Origin of the sequence: Enterobacter sp. 01-M-02-SI-ECC (assembly GCF_047530595.1) — a bacterium.
GTDB lineage: Bacteria > Pseudomonadota > Gammaproteobacteria > Enterobacterales > Enterobacteriaceae > Enterobacter > Enterobacter cloacae_M.
Genome location: NZ_JBLKCZ010000006.1, coordinates 221,088 through 238,602, shown reverse-complemented (window position 1 = coordinate 238,602; position 17,515 = coordinate 221,088). Strand labels below are relative to the sequence as shown.

Genomic DNA, 17,515 nt, shown 5'->3' with positions numbered 1-17,515 from the left:
CATTTCAACGCCAGTACAGGTAGACTTCGCAGTCTCTTTGATACCAACGATTTCAACTTCTTCGCCAACTTTGATGATACCGCGCTCTACACGACCGGTGACAACGGTACCACGACCGGAGATGGAGAATACGTCTTCGATTGGCAGCAGGAATGGCTTGTCAATCGCACGCTCTGGTTCTGGGATGTAAGAATCCAGGAAGCCAGCCAGTTCGATGATTTTCGCTTCCCACTCTGCGTCGCCTTCCAGCGCTTTCAGAGCAGAACCACGAACGATTGGAGTATCGTCGCCCGGGAAATCGTACTGAGACAGCAGTTCACGAACTTCCATCTCTACCAGTTCCAGCAGCTCTTCGTCATCAACCATGTCGCATTTGTTCAGGAACACGATGATGAAAGGAACGCCTACCTGACGACCCAGCAGGATGTGCTCACGAGTCTGAGGCATTGGGCCGTCAGTCGCAGCAACAACCAGGATCGCGCCGTCCATCTGCGCAGCACCGGTGATCATGTTTTTAACATAGTCGGCGTGGCCTGGGCAGTCTACGTGTGCGTAGTGGCGAGTCGGGGTGTCGTACTCAACGTGAGAGGTGTTGATGGTGATACCACGAGCTTTTTCTTCTGGCGCGTTATCGATCTGATCGAATGCACGAGCAGAACCACCGTAGGTTTTTGCCAGAACGGTAGTGATTGCAGCGGTCAGCGTTGTTTTACCATGGTCAACGTGGCCGATAGTACCGACGTTAACGTGCGGTTTTGTACGTTCAAACTTTTCTTTAGACATCGATTGTCCCTCTAAGACACGGATAAATCGGTGATATCACCACATCAACCAGGCGAAATGCCTGAATTGTTGAATACAGTAAAATTGAAACAGAGAGAAACGGGAAGGAGAAGTGAAGTGGTGCTGATACCCAGAGTCGAACTGGGGACCTCACCCTTACCAAGGGTGCGCTCTACCAACTGAGCCATATCAGCACGTATTGGAGCGGGCAGCGGGAATCGAACCCGCATCATCAGCTTGGAAGGCTGAGGTAATAGCCATTATACGATGCCCGCATCCTGAAACTCGGCTACCCAGTTCTTTCTGTAACAAAAAAAGAGATTTCTCTCTTTTTCAGTTTGAGCTGGCTAATTTTTCCAACCAGCTCCGGCGGCATTTACGCTGCCAGAAAGTGGTGGTGGGGGAAGGATTCGAACCTTCGAAGTCTGTGACGGCAGATTTACAGTCTGCTCCCTTTGGCCGCTCGGGAACCCCACCGGACTTGATGGTGCCGACTACCGGAATCGAACTGGTGACCTACTGATTACAAGTCAGTTGCTCTACCTACTGAGCTAAGTCGGCATCAAGTAGCGCGCATTCTATGGATACCTGCGCGGTCATGCAACTAAAAATTTGCATAAAACGTTCTTTCGCTCACATTTTATGCGAAGAGCGTGTCGGACGCTGTAAAAGTAGTCATTTGAGGTCAAATATTCAACATATCATCGTGATTTGCACCGTATTCACCGTAGCGTGACGGCTTCCGCGTAACGCAGCGCTTTCCATCTTTTTTCTTATTATTCCCGTCATCTGGTGTTAACCTCCTGCCCATTGTCCAAAATTAACTGTGTGATGAGCCATGATCCGACAGTGTGATACTGGCTCACTGAAGCATGCTTATGAGCAAAAAAGAGCAAACGTTAATGACGCCTTATCTTCACTTTAACCGCAGCCAGTGGGCTGCCCTGCGTGATTCCGTCCCTATGACGCTGACGGAAGGTGAAATCGCACGGTTAAAAGGGATAAACGAAGATCTGTCCCTGGAAGAAGTGGCAGAAATTTATCTCCCCCTCTCTCGCTTGCTTAACTTCTATATCAGCTCGAACCTGCGTCGTCAGGCCGTGCTGGAGCAGTTTCTCGGGACGAACGGTCAACGTATTCCTTATATCATTAGTATCGCAGGCAGCGTGGCCGTGGGTAAAAGTACCACCGCGCGCGTCCTGCAGGCGCTGTTGAGCCGCTGGCCGGAACACCGCAGCGTGGAGCTGATTACCACCGACGGCTTCCTGCACCCGAACGAGGTGTTAAAAGAACGCGGGCTGATGAAGAAGAAGGGCTTCCCGCTCTCTTACGATATGCACCGGCTGGTGAAATTTGTCTCTGACCTGAAATCCGGCGTGCCGCACGTGACTGCACCAGTCTATTCGCACCTGATCTACGATCGCATCCCGGGTGGGGATAAAACCGTGGTCCAGCCGGACATCCTGATTCTGGAAGGTCTGAACGTGCTGCAAAGCGGGATGGACTATCCTCACGACCCGCATCACGTATTCGTCTCGGATTTCGTCGATTTCTCTATTTATGTCGATGCGCCGGAAGACCTGCTGCAAAACTGGTACATCAACCGCTTCCTGAAGTTCCGCGAAGGGGCGTTTACCGACCCGGATTCCTATTTCCACCACTATGCTCAGCTTTCTGAAGAAGAAGCGATCGGCGTGGCCACGGGGCTGTGGAATGAGATCAACTACGTGAACCTCAAAGAGAACATCCTGCCGACGCGCGAGCGTGCGAGCCTGATCCTCACCAAGAGCGAGAAGCACGCCGTCGACCAGATTCGCCTGCGGAAATAATCAAGCAGACATAAAAAAAACCGGCTTAACGCCGGTTTTTTTCGTTATGCCTGTGGCTTCTCGCCATTTTCATCCTGATCGACCGCGAAGCAGGCAACCAGCTGGCCGCCATAATCCTTCAGCTGCGGCTGGAGCTGGGTGCACGGACCGAAGCGGCGACTGCAGCGGGCATTGAATGCACATCCCGGAGGCGGATTCAGCGGGCTTGGCAGTTCACCCGTCAGCTTAATACGCTCACGACGATCGTCCGGGTTCAGACGCGGCGTCGCAGACAGCAGCGCCTGAGTATACGGGTGACGAGGGTTATTAAAGATCTGGTCTTTAGTCCCCTTCTCCACGCAGCGCCCCAGGTACATCACCATCACTTCATCGGCAATATGCTCTACCACCGACAGGTCGTGGGAGATGAACACGTAAGACAGCCCCAGCTCCTGCTGGAGATCCATCATCAGGTTCAGCACCTGCGCACGCACGGATACGTCGAGCGCGGAGACCGGCTCATCGGCAATCACCACGTCCGGATCGAGCATCAGCCCGCGGGCGATCGCAATACGCTGACGCTGGCCGCCGGAGAACATGTGCGGATAGCGATCGTAATGCTCGGTTTTGAGGCCGACCTTCGCCATCATCGCCAGCGCCTTTTCACGGCGCTGCTCTTTACTCAAATTACTGTTGATCAGCAGCGGCTCTTCCAGAATCTGCCCGACTTTTTTACGCGGGTTCAAAGAACCATACGGGTTCTGGAACACAATCTGGATTTTCTGGCGGCGCAGCTTCTGCGCCTGCGGATCGTGCTTGAGCAGATCCTGCCCCTGATAGTAGAGCTCCCCGCCGGTCGGCACTTCAATCATCGTCAGCAGACGGCCCAGCGTGGATTTGCCGCAGCCTGACTCCCCCACCACCGCCAGCGTTTTACCGCGTTCGAGGTTAAAAGAGACGCCGTCCAGCGCTTTCACCAGGCGTTCAGGGGCAAACAGTCCCTTCTTCACCGGGTAGTATTTTTTCAGATCGATGGCCTGCAGCAGCGGCTGTTGCGTGGTGGCCTGTTGCGTACTCATAGTGTTGGCCTCCCGGCATCATCGAGTGGGTAGTGGCATTTCGACTGACGGCCGTCAGCAAGCTGGTTCAGCTCAGGCTCTTCTGCCCGGCATTTGTCCGTTGCATACGGACAGCGCGGATTGAGCAGACAGCCCTGCGGACGGTCATATTTACCCGGTACCACACCCGGCAGCGACGCCAGACGCGCTTTGTCCTGGGCAAACTCCGGCAGCGCGCGTAAAAGCGCCTGGGTATACGGGTGACGCGGCGCGCGGAAAATATCGTGTGAATTCCCGGTCTCGACCACCTGGCCGGCATACATCACGATGATTTTGTGCGCGGCTTCGGCCACCAGCGCCAGATCGTGCGTAATCAGCACCAGCGCCATATTCTCTTTCTGCTGCAGCTCCAGCAGCAGCTCGATGATTTGCGCCTGAATGGTCACATCCAGCGCCGTCGTCGGTTCATCCGCAATCAGCAGTTTTGGTCGACAGGCAATCGCCATCGCGATCATCACGCGCTGACTCATCCCACCGGAGAGCTGGTGCGGGTAAACGTCCAGGCGTGATGCCGGGTCAGGAATACCCACCTGGTTCAGCAGGTCGATCGCGCGCTGGCGACGGGTTTTCTTATTCCCGCCCTGATGCACCTTAATCGCTTCCATAATCTGGAAACCAACGGTGTAGCAGGGGTTCAGGCTGGTCATGGGATCCTGGAAAATCATCGCCACTTCGGCGCCCACCAGCTGGCGGCGCTGTTTCTCAGAAATGCGCTTCAGATCCTGACCGTTGAACTGCAGGTTTTCCGCCATCACGCGGCCCGGGTAATCAATCAGCCCCATGATCGCCAGCGAGCTCACTGACTTACCGGAGCCGGACTCCCCGACGATACCAACCACTTCGCCCTGATTTACGCTGTAGCTGATGCGGTCCACGGCGCGAAACGGGGTGCCTTCGTCGCCGAAGTGCACCGATAATTTATCTACATTTAATAACGCCATCTCGTGCCTCTTACTGCTTCAGTTTGGGATCAAGCGCATCACGCAGGCCATCACCCATCAGGTTAAATGCCAGCACCGTCAGCAGGATTGCCAGACCCGGGAAGGTGACAACCCACCAGGCGCTTTGTGCGAACTGCAACACGTCGGAGAGCATGGTGCCCCACTCCGGTGTTGGCGGCTGCGCACCCATGCCCAGGAAGCCAAGAGCGGCCATATCAAGAATGGCGTTAGAGAAACCGAGCGACGCCTGAACAATCAGCGGCGCAAGGCAGTTTGGGAAGATATTCACGAACATCTGGCGCATCGCACCGGCACCCGCCACGCGAGAGGCGGTGACGTAATCGCGGTTCACTTCCACCAGCACCGCCGCACGGGTTAAACGCACGTAGTGAGGGAGCGCCACGAAGGTCAACGCCAGCGCGGCATTGCCTATCGACGGGCCGAAGATCGCCACCAGCACCAGCGCCAGCAGCAGGCTTGGCAGCGCCAGCATGATGTCAACGATACGCATGATGATATTATCAACGATACCGCCGAAGTAACCGGCAATCAGACCCAGCACGATCCCCATAATCAGGGATAACACCACCACCAGGCAGCCGACCAGCAGCGACAGGCGCGCGCCGTACATCAGACGCGACAGCACGTCGCGGCCCACGTCATCGGTACCAAGCAGGTGCGCCAGGCTGCCGCCGTCCTGCCACGCAGGCGGCGCGAGCAGCGCATCGCGGAACTGGTCCGCCGGGTTATACGGTGCGAGGAAATTCGCAAACACCGCAATCAGGATCATGATTACGACATACACCAGCCCTACCACCGCGCCTTTATTGCGCTTGAAGTAGTGCCAGAATTCCTGCAGCGGCGTCATAGGAACCGGTGCAGCGACCACTTTATTTTGAGTGACTTGTGACATGATGGTCCCTTACTTCTTATGACGAATACGCGGGTTCACCACGCCGTACAGCAAATCGACCAGCAGGTTGACGAGGATAATCATCGTCGCGACCAGCAGTACACCGCCCTGCACAACCGGATAGTCACGGCGTTGCAGCGCGTCAATCAGCCAGCGTCCAAGGCCCGGCCAGGAGAAGATGGTTTCGGTCAGGATCGCCCCCGCCAGCAACGTCCCAACCTGGAGACCGATAACGGTCACCACCGGCAGCATGGCATTACGCAGCGCATGAACGATGATGACGCGCATACGCGTCAGGCCCTTTGCGCGCGCGGTGCGGATATAATCCTCACCCAGCACTTCCAGCATCGATGAACGGGTCATTCGCACGATCACCGCCAGAGGAATGGTGCCCAGCACCATGGCAGGCAGGATCATGTGCGCCACGGCATCAATGAAGTTGCCCTCTTCGCCCCAGATAGCCGTATCAATCAGCATAAAGCCGGTGAGCGGGTTGGAGTCATCCAGGAAGACCATATCGCTGACGCGCCCGGAGACCGGCGTCAGGTTAAGCTGCACCGATACCAGCATGATCAGCATCATGCCCCACCAGAAGATAGGCATGGAGTAGCCGGTCAGCGCCAGGCCCACGGCGGTATGGTCAAAAATAGAGCCACGCTTGACGGCAGCCAGTACCCCGACAGGAATACCCACCGCAGTGGCGAAAATCATGGCGCAGACGCCAAGCTCCAGCGTCGCTTTAAAACGCGGCACGAACTCGTCCCACACCGGAAGGCGGCTTTTCAGCGAAATCCCTAAATCACCGTGCAACACGCCCCAGATATAGTGGAGGTACTGCTGCCACATCGGCTTATCGAGACCGAGTTCCGCCAGCAGCTGTGCATGGCGCTCAGGGGAAATACCACGCTCGCCCGCCATAATCATTACCGGGTCGCCGGGGATCATATGGACGAAGGCAAAAGTGAGAAGGGTGATACCGATAAACGTGGGGATGACAAGTCCCAGACGTCGGAGGATGAACTGCAACATAACCCGGATTCTCTCTGATGACGCACGACCAGTGGCGTGACGTCTGTATTGCTCACAAATGTAAATTCCCTCTCCCAGCGGGAGAGAGTTAGGGTGAGGGGATGCATGCACGCCCCTCACCCCTGCCCTCTCCAGAGGGAGAGGGAGAACACCCTACTTATTATTCAACCGATACGTTTTCGAAGTGGTGTTTGCCCAGTGGATCTACCACGTAGCCCTTCACTTCTTTACGCACTGGCTCGTACACGGTGGAGTGAGCAACAATCAGCGCCGGAGCCTGATCGTGCATAACAACCTGAGCCTGCTTGTACAGTTCAATACGTTTGTTGTGATCGTCGGTCGCACGCGCCGGCTGGATCAGATCTTCAAACGGCTTGTAGCACCAGCGAGAGTAGTTAGAACCGTCTTTCGCCGCCGCGCAGCTGAACAGGGTGGCGAAGAAGTTGTCCGGATCCCCGTTGTCACCGGTCCAGCCCATCATTACCGCCTGGTGCTCACCCGCTTTGGCGCGCTTCAGGTACTCGCCCCACTCGTAGGTCACAATCTTGGCCTGAACGCCAACCTTAGCCCAGTCAGCCTGAACCATTTCCGCCATACGGCGTGCGTTCGGGTTGTAAGGACGCTGTACCGGCATCGCCCACAGCTCAACGGTAAAGCCTTTATCCTGGCCCGCTTCTTTCAGCAGCGCTTTCGCTTTCTCAGGATCGTAGGTGTAGTCTTTAACGTCGTCGTTATAACCCCACATGGTTGGTGGGATCAGGTTTTTGGCAGCAACGCCAGCGCCCTGGTAAACCGCCTTGATAATCGCTTCTTTGTTCACCGCGTAGGTCAGCGCCTGACGCACTTTCACGTCATCAAACGGTTTCTTCTCGGTGTTAAAGGAGAGATAGCCCACGTTCAGGCCGGCCTGCTCCAGCAGGTTGATGTTCTTGTCCTGCTTCATACGGGCGATATCAGCCGGGTTCGGGTACGGCATCACCTGGCATTCGTTTTTCTGCAGTTTTGCGTAACGCACGGAAGCATCAGGCGTGATGGAGAAGACCAGACGGTCGATCTGCGGCTTGGTGCCCCAATAGCCTTCGAACGCTTTATACAGAATGCGGGAGTCTTTCTGGTACTGCAGCAGCTGGAATGGACCGGTACCGATTGGATTCAGGTCAACTTTCTCCGGCGTACCGGCTTTCAGCATGTTGTCCGCGTACTCTTTGGACAGAATTGAGGCGAAGTCCATGGCCAGGTCAGCCAGGAATGGCGCTTCCGGACGCGTCAGCACGAACTGAACCGTTTTATCGTCCACTTTTTTCACTTCAGCAATCAGGTCAGGCAGACCCATCCCTTCGAAGTATTCATAGCTGCCGCCAGACACTTTATGGTACGGGTTCTGAGCGTTTTTCTGACGGTCGAAAGAGAACACAACGTCGTCGGCGTTAAAGTCGCGCGTTGGTTTGAAATCTTTGCTGTCCTGCCACTTCACGCCCTGGCGCAGGTGGAAGGTATAGGTTTTGCCGTCTTCGCTGACGTCCCACTTCTCGGCCAGACCCGGAATTACTTCCGTGGTACCGGTTTTGAATTCAACCAGACGGTTATAGATCGGTACAGAGCTTGCGTCGTAAGTCGTACCAGAGGTAAAGAGCTGTGGGTTAAAGCCTTCCGGCGAGCCTTCAGAACAGTAAACCAGGGTTTTTGCCTGTACGCTTGCTGCCACGGTCATAGCCACCAGGCTCAGACCAAGCTTCAGCATCCCTGACTTCTTCAAGGAAATACTCATTATTCTGCTCCAATGTGATGTTTTGCTTTGTTGTGTTACGCCGCCAGACCTTTATTTATTTTTTACCCGGTCCGGTCGGTGATGCCCGAAGGCTTTAAAGGGATGGAGAATCCTTTCAGAAGAGCGTTTGAGTTGCAGCGCAGATCGTCCCTGAAATGCCCCTCATGCCCTACAATCTGTCAACAGAATGTGAAAACGTCAATACAGGTGACGGGGATTTACGCTGAGTGTGAGAAACCGCAAACAAAGATTAAAAAAACTATGCATGCCAGTTTTCAGCAGGGAAATTTATGCTACTCGCTATCTTGCAGCACAAGTCTCTTCATATTTCACAACAATCAGTGATTAACTTTTATTCAGAATGGGTAAATTTTCTTGCAGAATGGTGATTATCTGAGCACTAAATACCGCGAACGTTAAAACGCACAGCGAAAAATGCTGAGGTTATCCATAAGCAACGCGAAAAAAGATCAATCTATATATAAAAAAATACAATGGATTATGTCACAAAATCGTTAACAGGCAGGGAGAAGCAGGCCTAAGGGGCGTTTTGGATACTCTGACGGGATAAGATCATAATGCAAAAAGGGCTAACCTTGCGGTTAGCCCTTTTCAGAATGTGGTCGGCGAGAGAGGATTCGAACCTCCGACCCACTGGTCCCAAACCAGTTGCGCTACCAAGCTGCGCTACTCGCCGAATGCGGAGCGCATCTTACTGCTGAGGTGCGCCCCCGTCAATCCCTTATTTTCAAAAAGCCATTCAACTGGCGATATTCTCGCCAGGGCAGCTACTGCGCGGCTTTTACGCTGTTATCAGGGAGTTTACACCAGTTGTTGTTTTCGTTAATCCCACCGTTCGGTGAGGTATAACCGAGACAACCCATAATGGTGTCGTACAGCTCAACGTGACGACGCGGCACCTTCATATCCGCCTCTTTTTTCAGCTGAGCAAACATCTTCGCCTTCTCCGGATTTTCAAGATACTTATCCGACATCCACATGATCATCGGCACGCGGAACTGTTCCGGCGGTGCCAGCTTGCGCGGCGTACCGTGCAGATGCTCTTTCTCATTGATGGATTCACCGTGATCTGCCGCGTAAATCACAATCGCTTTTTTATCGCGCAGCTGGTCGATCACCCGGCTCAGGAAGGTATCCACGTACAGCACCGAGTTGTCGTAGGCGTTGATCAGCTCCTGCTTGCTGCAGTCTTTATTAATGCCCACGCACTCAGGCTGCCACTTCGCGAAGTCACGCGTGTAGCGCTGGTAGTAGCTGTAATGCGACCCTTTGGTATGCAGAATAACCAGATGCTTACCCTGCGGATGGTTCTTGAGGGACTGGGACATCTCTTCCAGCAGCAGCATGTCGTCGACGTTTTTGCCGCGGTTACGCGGTTCGGCGCCAATCTGCTCGCGGTACGCGATGTTATCTGCCAGCGTGTTGGTGTAGAACCACATCTCACTTTGCATGGCGAACAGGTCAGAGCTAAATCCAAGCTGCTTCAGCACGGCAAACACGTTCTGCTCTTTCAGCGTGCGTTGCGGGTTATCACTTGCACCGCCTTCACGCACAAACATGCAGCGCAGCGAGAGCTTGGTTGCGGTATCGCAGGAGTAGCCACGGTAGGCCACCAGGTTTTTCTCCTGCGCCAGCTTTGGCGTGGTGTCCCGGTTATAGCCGAGAATGCCCATATGATCCCAGCGCGTCGTTTCGCCGATGACGAAGACGACGTAAGTATCATCAATCCCGTCGGCTGGCGGCTGGTAGGTGAATTTTTTCGTTGGATTGATCAGAGATTTCACATCACTGGATTCGTCCGCCTGCGCCCAGGCATACAGCCCTAACGCTGACAGCCAGTTAGATGGCAAATACGAGTTTGCCACCACGCCGCCATAGCTTGGCATATCCACGCCCGTCGCTTTTTCGACGCGTTTTTGCTGCGTTTCCATCAGGCGGATAGGCGCCCACACCAGCAGACCGGCCAGCAGGACGACGACGATATTGCGGATCCGCTGTCCACGGGTGCGCAGCTGGCGTAACAGCGTATAGCGGCACGTATTGCTCCAGATAAAGAACAGCGGGATCAGACAGGCTAAAACCGTCCAGACGATAAAGCCTTTCCCTACCACCTCTTTCGAGAGGTCGATATCCGTGGTCATCACCGAGGCAACGATACCGTAACCAATGACCACGTTCATAAAGGTCATGTAATAGCTTGCGGCGGCGGAAATAATCACCACCAGCGAGGCCAAAATTTGCCAGGTACGTCGACCAAAAAGGGACAGGAGGCGTAAGAGGAAGAAGGTCGCGAGAACGGAGCCGAATACTTCTATTGCGGCCAATATACCATTACTTAGGGTAAGGTTTTCAACATACCCTTCCACTCTTCTGAACAGTACCGCGCCATTCAGAAATAATCCGATATAGACAGCCAGCATCAGACACAATCTTTGCTGGGTAAGAGACCTAATGTATTTCATGCAAACAACCCTGGGGGAAGGGGTATAAAGACCCGTCGAATCTCAAAGAGAAAGCGGACAGAGTAAGTAAATGCGTAAGGAAGCGTTATGAGAAACGTCTACAAGCGCGGTAAGTAGACCACAGCGGGAGAGAAAAGTGGCAGCAGAGAGTGTGATCGGTGTAAATTTTTACAAAATATCGAGACGGGAAGCGTCTCGCATAAAGAAAAAAGAGGCCACGGAGGCCTCTTTCATACAGCTTACGCGTGCGCTTCTTTGAATACTTCGCGCTGCGGCTGGCGAATCGTGGTCGAGAGCGCCAGCGAGATAATCAGCAGGGCAAATATGACGCAGAAGGTCACGTAGAAGCCGCCGAACAGGGAGGCAATCAGCGAGCCGCAGATACTGCCGATCCCGAAGCCCAGATAGATAACGCCGTAGTTTTTCGCCAGATTGTTCAGGCCAAAGAACTCGCTCACCAGTGACGGGAAGACGGTAATAGTGCCACCGAAGTTAAAGGCCACGCAGGCAATCGCCGCGAAGAAGGTGGCTTCATTCAGCGGAGCGAACAGCAGCGCCGCCATACCGACCAGCGAAACCACCTGCCCAATCGTAATCACACGGATGCGGGCAATTTTGTCAGACAGAATACCGAGCACCAGACGACCGGAGAGGTTGGCAATGGAGATGACCGTCACCGCATTCGCCGCCGTAGCCGCATCCAGCTTCACCATCCCCTGCGCGATATCCTTCGCCACGCCGATGACATACAGACCGCTCATGCAGGCCGTCAGGAACATCACCGCCAGCATCCAGTACTGCGGCTTACGCATGGACTGCGCGAGGGTGAAGTCGTTCTCCACCACGCCGTTAACGGATTTCACTTCCTGCTGCGGCGCATCTTTCATCAGCGTGGCGCCGAACAAAATCATCACCAGCACGATTGCGCCCCAGATCATAAAGGTTTTTTCGAGGCCAACGGACGCCAGCAGGTGGGCGTCGATAAATTTGAACCCGAGGCTGCCCAGGCCATAAGAGCCGATGGCGAACGCGGAGATTAAGCCTTTACGTTCCGGGAACCACTTCACGCAGTTCGACAGAGTCAGCAGGTAACCTGCGCCATCGGCCAGACCCACCAGCACGCCGGCGCTCAGCCACAGCATCATCAGGTTGCTGGAATGCGCCGTCAGGAAAAAGCCCAACCCCAGCAGAATGCCGGACGCCATGGTCACACGCTTCACGCCAAAACGCTCCTGCAGCTTGCCCGCGACGGAAGACGAAATCGCCAGACCCAGGCTCAGCAGACCAAAGGAGAACGCAACCTGGCTGACCGGCGCGCCGAGTTTGTCGGAAAGCGCGCTGTTAAACAGGCTCCAGGTATAGACCGACCCCAGCGCAAACTGGGTGACGATGGTGCCAAAGAGCGTAAGCCAGCGCGTGCGGTTATAGGTTGATGTGTTCATGGCAGTTGTCCTGCAAGAGAAATTAAGGAAGTTCGCTGAGGACAACGATAAACAAAACCTTAAAACGCCTGGGGTAAAACGGCATGAAATGCAGGCGGAACGGAATGAAATGCCTGGAATCGGGAATGAATGGCCTGGCCCGGGAATAAAGCGACAGCATGTTAGTATCTGCTATCGCTGTAAAGCCCGTGGTTATTGTATTCGAGATGTTATCGTAACGTTTAAAAAAGTAACAACTCTAGAATTTCGCGCTAACGCCGAGAGTGTATAAAAACTCCTCACCGGTGGTGGTGTGCTCCCCCTGAGCCAGCGACGCATAGGCCGCCATGTACGTGTTAAAGGGAATATCCGTTCCCACGGTGACATCCATCCAGCTACCGCTTTGGGCAGGGGCTGGCGTTTGCGGCATTCCAAACTGCGATTTCCACTGGTTTTCACCAAACTGCTGGTTATAGCTAATCTGCGCCCATGGACGAAGATCGCCGTACTGGGTATTCACGCGCCATCCAAGCGTGCTGACGCTGGCATGCCAGAGCGGGTCGGTGATTGCCTGCGTCGACGCGCTATCACCAAACTCGTTGATCATCATGGGCGCCGTGCCGTCGTATCGCCACGCCACCACCGGGCCGGTGGTGATACGTGCTGAAACGGGAAAATTCCAGCCCACGCTCATTGCCCCCTCCGTCGTTCTGCCAGACGGTATATTCAGGGCAAGTCCCGGTGCGTTCTGCGAAGACTGAATACGCTCAGCCAGAATATCCTCATAACGCGGTTGGTGATCCGCATCCCATGTATAGCGTTCCGCCGTATTATTTTGGGCATCTGAAACGATATATTCCTGTTGCCAGGCAGACGCTGTATTACAAAAAAACAGGCAGGCTGAAATTCCCACCAGGCCAGAAGCAGCATGGCGACCACTGATTTTTTTTATCATCATCAACGCGACCCCAGAGAGAGCCGAATTCGGCGATATTTGTCGTTATTCAGGAAGAACTTATAGACCTTGTATTAACTATTGTCTTTATAGTAAACACGTCAAGCCAGTCAGAATGAAAATTTTGCGAAATCAGTAGTAATAAGGGAGATGACGGATGGAACGTTGCGGTTGGGTAAGCCAGGATCAGCTTTATATCGACTATCACGATCGGGAATGGGGCGTGCCGGAAACGGATGGCAAAAAACTCTTTGAGATGATCTGCCTGGAGGGCCAGCAGGCGGGGCTGTCGTGGATTACGGTACTGAAGAAACGCGAAAACTACCGCAACGCCTTCCACCAGTTCGATCCTGTTGCCGTCGCCGCCATGACCGATGAGGACGTGGAACGACTGGTGCAGGACGCGGGCATCATCCGCCATCGCGGTAAGATCCAGGCCATCATCGGTAACGCACGCGCTTATCTGGCAATGGAACAAAACGGTGAATCGTTCTCAGAGTTTGTCTGGACGTTTGTGAACAACGATCCGCAGGTCACCCAGGCCGCCACGCTTGCGGAAATCCCGGCCTCCACCCCGGCCTCGGATGCACTCTCGAAAGCCCTGAAAAAACGCGGCTTTAAGTTTGTCGGTTCCACCATCTGCTACGCCTTTATGCAGGCCTGTGGCCTGGTCAACGACCATGTTACCGGCTGCTTCTGTCATCCGGGAGGCCATCATGATCCGCAAATGGCAAAGTGAGAATACCGCGCCGCTTCTGAGCCTGTGGCTTGAAAGCACCACGGAAGCGCATCCGTTTATCGAGCCGGGTTACTGGAAAGAGAACGAGGCCATGGTGCGGGACGTTTACCTTCCGTCGGCGGAAACCTGGGTCTGGGAAGAGGATGGCGAACCTTGCGGATTTATCAGCGTGATGCAGTCTCAGTTTGTCGGCGCGCTGTTTGTCGCACCGTCATGCATAGGGAAAGGCATCGGGCGCGCGCTGCTGAACCATGTTCAACAGCGCTTCCCGCATTTAACGCTGGAGGTATATCAGAAAAATGTGCGGGCGGTGAATTTCTACCATGCTCAGGGCTTTCGCATTGAAGACAGCGCCTGGCAGGATGATACCCAGCACCCGACATGGATCATGAGCTGGCAGGCGGATCAAACGCCGTTAAGGTAAGCTCGGGTCCCTGATATTTCTCTACCCAGGCCAGCGCCGTGTTCCCTGCGCAGCCATTCCCCAGTTTCGAGCTGGGGAGATCTTTGGTCAGCACGTTAACCGCCCCGTTTTTACAGATCCCTCCCTCGGCGGGCTCAAGGTCGGGCCATGCGCCCTGATGAATGCAGATCACGCCCGGTTTAATCCCGTCGCTCACCACTGCCCCTGCCAGCACCTGCCCGCGCGAGTTCCAGACGCGCACCACGTCGCCGTCCGCGATCCCGCGGGCTTTCGCATCAAGGGTATTCAGCGTGATCGGCTCTCGCCCGGCGACCGCATACTGCTCGCGCAGGGAGGTATAGTTAAGCTGGCTGTGCAGACGGTGAGCGGGATGCGCAGACAACACCTGCAGCTGTTCCGGCTGGGCGTTGCCGTGCCACTCGTCCGGCTCGAGCCACATAGGGTGTGGCGGGCAGTCGGCATAGCCAAAGCTGGAGATACGCTCGCTATAGATCACGATCTTTCCACTCTCGGTTTTCAGCGGGTGGCTCTCCGGGTCGCGGCGGAAATCGGCAAAACGGACAAACTTCGCGTTCTGTTCGCTCTCCGGCATCTCGACGAGCTGGTTCGCCTCCCAGAATTCAGCAAATGGCGGAAGCGTCACGCCCTGCGCCGCGCCGCGCTGTCCGGCAATCTGGTAGAAGCTCTCCAGCCATTGCAGATCGCTTTTCCCCTCGGTAAAACGCTCGCGACCGCCCGCTTCCCACAGCTCGCTCAGTTCAGCAAACACGTCAAAATCATCACGCGCCTCATCGCGCGGGGCCAGAACGCGCTTCATCGGGACCATATGCTGGTTGCTGTAGTCGCCGGTCATGGTGAGATCGTTACGCTCAAACGAGGTGGTCGCCGGCAGCACGATATCTGCATGCTTAGCCGAACCGGTCCAGAAGCACTCGGAAATCACCACCAGCTCCGGCTTTTGCCAGGCGCGTATCAGCCGGTTGGTATCCTGATGGTGCGTGAAGTTCGATCCGCCCGCCCACCAGACAAATTTAATGTCCGGGAAGTGGCGGTCCAGACCGTTGTGCTGATAAAAACCGCCGGGGTTTTCCAGAGCTTCAACGATCCGCGCCACCGGGATTTTATCCACGGCATCCACGCCGCCCTGCACCGAGCCTTGCAGTGACGCCAGCACCGCCGCTTTACGCGTTGGATTACCGCCGTTCGCAAAGTGATAGGAGAGACCAAAACCCCCGCCCGGCGTGCCTATCTGCCCAAGCATTGCGGCAAGGGTGACCAGCATCCAGTGTTTTTGCTCGCCAAACTGCTGGCGCTGCATTCCCCAGCCGGACATTAACATGGTGGTATTTTTATGGAACAACGCCGCCAGTTCGCGGAGTTTGTCCGCAGGAACGCCACAAATTTCTGCGGCCCACTCTGCCGTTTTTGCTACCCCATCGGATTGGCCCGTCAGGTAGTGGGCGAATTTATCGAAACCGGTGGTACAGCGCGTCAGGAATTCAACATCGTGCCAGCCGTTTTCGACCAGCGTATGGGCAATCCCTAGCATCATCGCCACGTCGGTGCCCATATGCGGGGCAATCCACTCGGCGCTGTCGCCGAAGAAATCCATGGTTTCAGAGCGCATAGGGTCAATGCAGATGATGCGCTTGCCGCTTTTGCGCAGCGCGTCGAAATACCCGATGCCCTGCTCGTCGCTGGCGTTCCAGGCAATTTTCAGCGTGTTGAGGGGGTTAGCGCTCCAGAGCACCACCACGTCGGTATGTGCCAGCACCAGCGGCCAGCTGGTCTGCTGCTGGTACACTTCGTTCCCCCCCACGACGTACGGCATGATCGCCTGCGCCGCGCCGGTGGAGTAATCCCCCAGATGGCCGGTATAGCCTCCCGCCAGGCTCATGTAACGCTGCAGCAGCGTCGAGGCCTTGTGCAGCACGCCGTTAGAACGCCAGCCGTACGACCCGGCGAAAATGGACGACGGACCGTAGCTGTCGCGAATGCGCTTGTGCTGGGCGTGGATCAGCGCCAGCGCGTCATCCCAGCTCACGCGAACAAACTCATCCTGACCGCGAATCCCCTGTGGCTTATCCGGCGAGGCCAGAAAACCTTTACGCACCATCGGCCAGCGCACGCGCGTTTTGCTATGCACCTGATCGCGAACGACGGTCTGTAACGAGTTGGAATGTTGGGTTGGCAGTGCCCCGCGGGACGACAGAACATTTTCGCCATCGGTTTCGACCAGCATCGGCCCCCAGTGGGCGGCGGTCAGAATGGTTTTCGTTGAGGTGCTCAAGCGTGCGCTCCTGGTTGCGTGCAGGTTTACGGCCTTCTTTCTGAGGCAGTTTATGGTTTGTCACAAATTTCAGAGTTATACCCGGAATTTTCTCCGTATTTGGACGTCATAATCAACTGCCACGCTCGCCGTGGCAAAGAATAAAAAGGATTAAGGAAAGAAGATGAAAAAACGCGTACTCGTTATTGCCGCTCTGGTGAGCGGTGCCCTGGCTGTTTCTGGCTGCACAACTAACCCTTACACCGGTGAGCGTGAAGCGGGTAAATCCGGCATTGGCGCGGGTATCGGCTCGCTGGTCGGCGCAGGCGTGGGGGCGCTATCCTCCTCCAAGAAAGACCGCGGCAAAGGCGCGCTGATTGGCGCAGCGGCGGGCGCGGCGCTGGGTGGCGGCGTTGGCTATTACATGGACGTGCAGGAAGCGAAGCTGCGCGACAAAATGAAGGGAACCGGCGTGAGCGTGACGCGCAGCGGCGATAACATCATCCTGAATATGCCGAACAACGTGACCTTCGACAGCAGCAGCGCAACGCTGAAACCAGCAGGCGCAAACACCCTGACCGGCGTGGCGATGGTGCTGAAAGAGTACAATAAAACCGCCGTTAACGTGATTGGCTATACCGACAGTACCGGCAGCCAGGATCTGAACATGCGTCTGTCTCAGCAGCGCGCCGATTCCGTGGCCAGCTCGCTGATTACCCAGGGTGTTGAAGCGAACCGTATCCGCACCAGCGGCATGGGCCCTGCCAACCCTATCGCCAGCAACAGCACGGCGGAAGGCAAAGCGCAGAACCGCCGCGTTGAGATTACGTTAAGCCCAATTCAGTAGGTAAAAGCAAAACGGCA

At 55.4% G+C, this 17,515-nt stretch carries 14 protein-coding genes and 5 tRNA genes; 4 read left to right on the top strand and 15 right to left on the bottom strand.

The annotated features are described in order from the left end of the window. The 5 genes from tuf to ACMWLG_RS11320 form a co-directional block, all read right to left on the bottom strand. Window positions 1-783: elongation factor Tu (gene tuf, locus ACMWLG_RS11340; protein ID WP_414762985.1), on the bottom strand; the 783-nt coding region annotated here is incomplete at its 3' end. A gap of 118 nt (window positions 784-901) precedes the next feature. Next, window positions 902-977, bottom strand: a tRNA-Thr gene (locus tag ACMWLG_RS11335). A 6-nt stretch (window positions 978-983) separates the two neighbouring features. After that, a tRNA-Gly gene (locus ACMWLG_RS11330) sits at window positions 984-1,058 on the bottom strand. Window positions 1,059-1,175: 117 nt separating this feature from the next. Beyond that, window positions 1,176-1,260, bottom strand: a tRNA-Tyr gene (locus tag ACMWLG_RS11325). An 8-nt stretch (window positions 1,261-1,268) separates the two neighbouring features. Then, window positions 1,269-1,344 (bottom strand) — tRNA-Thr (locus ACMWLG_RS11320). A 317-nt stretch (window positions 1,345-1,661) separates the two neighbouring features. Here ACMWLG_RS11320 and coaA point away from each other — a divergent pair. Continuing rightward, window positions 1,662-2,612, top strand: a complete 951-nt coding sequence (coaA, locus tag ACMWLG_RS11315) for a type I pantothenate kinase (RefSeq protein WP_032668002.1) — start codon at window positions 1,662-1,664, stop codon at window positions 2,610-2,612. A gap of 44 nt (window positions 2,613-2,656) precedes the next feature. Here coaA and dppF read toward each other — a convergent pair whose 3' ends face one another. The 9 genes from dppF to ACMWLG_RS11270 form a co-directional block, all read right to left on the bottom strand. Beyond that, a complete protein-coding gene (gene dppF / locus ACMWLG_RS11310; protein WP_023309965.1) occupies window positions 2,657-3,670 on the bottom strand; it encodes a dipeptide ABC transporter ATP-binding subunit DppF in 1,014 nt (337 codons plus the stop codon). Beyond that, window positions 3,667-4,650, bottom strand: coding sequence for a dipeptide ABC transporter ATP-binding protein (gene dppD, locus ACMWLG_RS11305; RefSeq protein ID WP_008502772.1), 984 nt, complete (start codon window positions 4,648-4,650; stop codon window positions 3,667-3,669). Before dppD ends, dppF begins: the two co-directional genes overlap by 4 nt. Window positions 4,651-4,660: 10 nt before the next feature. After that, window positions 4,661-5,563: a dipeptide ABC transporter permease DppC gene (dppC, locus tag ACMWLG_RS11300; RefSeq protein ID WP_045400214.1), complete on the bottom strand. Its 903-nt coding sequence runs from the start codon at window positions 5,561-5,563 to the stop codon at window positions 4,661-4,663. Between the two features lie 9 nt (window positions 5,564-5,572). Further along, complete coding sequence (gene dppB, locus ACMWLG_RS11295; RefSeq protein ID WP_023334097.1) at window positions 5,573-6,592, bottom strand: dipeptide ABC transporter permease DppB; 1,020 nt, start codon at window positions 6,590-6,592, stop codon at window positions 5,573-5,575. A 160-nt stretch (window positions 6,593-6,752) separates the two neighbouring features. Further along, entirely contained in the window at window positions 6,753-8,360 is a 1,608-nt protein-coding gene (dppA, locus tag ACMWLG_RS11290; RefSeq protein WP_023309961.1) for a dipeptide ABC transporter periplasmic-binding protein DppA, read from the bottom strand. A gap of 620 nt (window positions 8,361-8,980) precedes the next feature. Beyond that, window positions 8,981-9,057 (bottom strand) — tRNA-Pro (locus ACMWLG_RS11285). 91 nt (window positions 9,058-9,148) lie between these two features. Beyond that, window positions 9,149-10,843 (bottom strand): kdo(2)-lipid A phosphoethanolamine 7''-transferase, encoded by a 1,695-nt coding sequence (gene eptB, locus ACMWLG_RS11280; protein WP_045400216.1) that lies wholly within the window; start codon window positions 10,841-10,843, stop codon window positions 9,149-9,151. 239 nt (window positions 10,844-11,082) lie between these two features. Next, window positions 11,083-12,285, bottom strand: a complete 1,203-nt coding sequence (locus tag ACMWLG_RS11275) for an MFS transporter (RefSeq protein ID WP_023309959.1) — start codon at window positions 12,283-12,285, stop codon at window positions 11,083-11,085. A gap of 238 nt (window positions 12,286-12,523) precedes the next feature. Beyond that, window positions 12,524-13,222 (bottom strand): autotransporter domain-containing protein, encoded by a 699-nt coding sequence (locus ACMWLG_RS11270; RefSeq protein ID WP_045400217.1) that lies wholly within the window; start codon window positions 13,220-13,222, stop codon window positions 12,524-12,526. Between the two features lie 154 nt (window positions 13,223-13,376). On the opposite strand from ACMWLG_RS11270, the gene tag reads away from it, so the two are divergent. Together tag and ACMWLG_RS11260 are read left to right on the top strand one after the other, a co-directional pair. Next, window positions 13,377-13,958 carry a DNA-3-methyladenine glycosylase I gene (gene tag, locus ACMWLG_RS11265; protein ID WP_023309957.1) on the top strand — a complete coding sequence of 194 codons (582 nt, stop codon included), beginning with the start codon at window positions 13,377-13,379 and terminating at the stop codon, window positions 13,956-13,958. After that, on the top strand, window positions 13,936-14,382 hold the full coding sequence (locus tag ACMWLG_RS11260) for an N-acetyltransferase (protein WP_023309956.1): 447 nt from the start codon (window positions 13,936-13,938) through the stop codon (window positions 14,380-14,382). Before tag ends, ACMWLG_RS11260 begins: the two co-directional genes overlap by 23 nt. Here the strand turns inward: ACMWLG_RS11260 and ACMWLG_RS11255 are convergent. Further along, window positions 14,345-16,624, bottom strand: coding sequence for a molybdopterin guanine dinucleotide-containing S/N-oxide reductase (locus ACMWLG_RS11255; RefSeq protein WP_045400476.1), 2,280 nt, complete (start codon window positions 16,622-16,624; stop codon window positions 14,345-14,347). The two genes, ACMWLG_RS11260 and ACMWLG_RS11255, sit on opposite strands and share 38 nt — an antisense overlap. Window positions 16,625-16,835: 211 nt before the next feature. Here ACMWLG_RS11255 and ACMWLG_RS11250 point away from each other — a divergent pair, with 211 nt between their 5' ends. Next, window positions 16,836-17,498 carry an OmpA family lipoprotein gene (locus ACMWLG_RS11250; protein ID WP_008502762.1) on the top strand — a complete coding sequence of 221 codons (663 nt, stop codon included), beginning with the start codon at window positions 16,836-16,838 and terminating at the stop codon, window positions 17,496-17,498. Window positions 17,499-17,515: the final 17 nt, after the last annotated feature.

Bases quoted from the DNA above. Each gene is read 5' to 3' on its own strand.
- ACMWLG_RS11275 (WP_023309959.1), bottom strand. From the start codon at position 12,285: ATGAACACATCAACCTATAACCGCACGCGCTGGCTTACGCTCTTTGGC.
- dppB (WP_023334097.1), bottom strand. From the start codon at position 6,592: ATGTTGCAGTTCATCCTCCGACGTCTGGGACTTGTCATCCCCACGTTT.
- dppA (WP_023309961.1), bottom strand. From the start codon at position 8,360: ATGAGTATTTCCTTGAAGAAGTCAGGGATGCTGAAGCTTGGTCTGAGC.
- dppD (WP_008502772.1), bottom strand. From the start codon at position 4,650: ATGGCGTTATTAAATGTAGATAAATTATCGGTGCACTTCGGCGACGAA.
- dppC (WP_045400214.1), bottom strand. From the start codon at position 5,563: ATGTCACAAGTCACTCAAAATAAAGTGGTCGCTGCACCGGTTCCTATG.
- dppF (WP_023309965.1), bottom strand. From the start codon at position 3,670: ATGAGTACGCAACAGGCCACCACGCAACAGCCGCTGCTGCAGGCCATC.
- coaA (WP_032668002.1), top strand. From the start codon at position 1,662: ATGAGCAAAAAAGAGCAAACGTTAATGACGCCTTATCTTCACTTTAAC.
- ACMWLG_RS11260 (WP_023309956.1), top strand. From the start codon at position 13,936: ATGATCCGCAAATGGCAAAGTGAGAATACCGCGCCGCTTCTGAGCCTG.
- ACMWLG_RS11250 (WP_008502762.1), top strand. From the start codon at position 16,836: ATGAAAAAACGCGTACTCGTTATTGCCGCTCTGGTGAGCGGTGCCCTG.
- ACMWLG_RS11270 (WP_045400217.1), bottom strand. From the start codon at position 13,222: ATGATGATAAAAAAAATCAGTGGTCGCCATGCTGCTTCTGGCCTGGTG.
- ACMWLG_RS11255 (WP_045400476.1), bottom strand. From the start codon at position 16,624: ATGCTGGTCGAAACCGATGGCGAAAATGTTCTGTCGTCCCGCGGGGCA.
- eptB (WP_045400216.1), bottom strand. From the start codon at position 10,843: ATGAAATACATTAGGTCTCTTACCCAGCAAAGATTGTGTCTGATGCTG.
- tag (WP_023309957.1), top strand. From the start codon at position 13,377: ATGGAACGTTGCGGTTGGGTAAGCCAGGATCAGCTTTATATCGACTAT.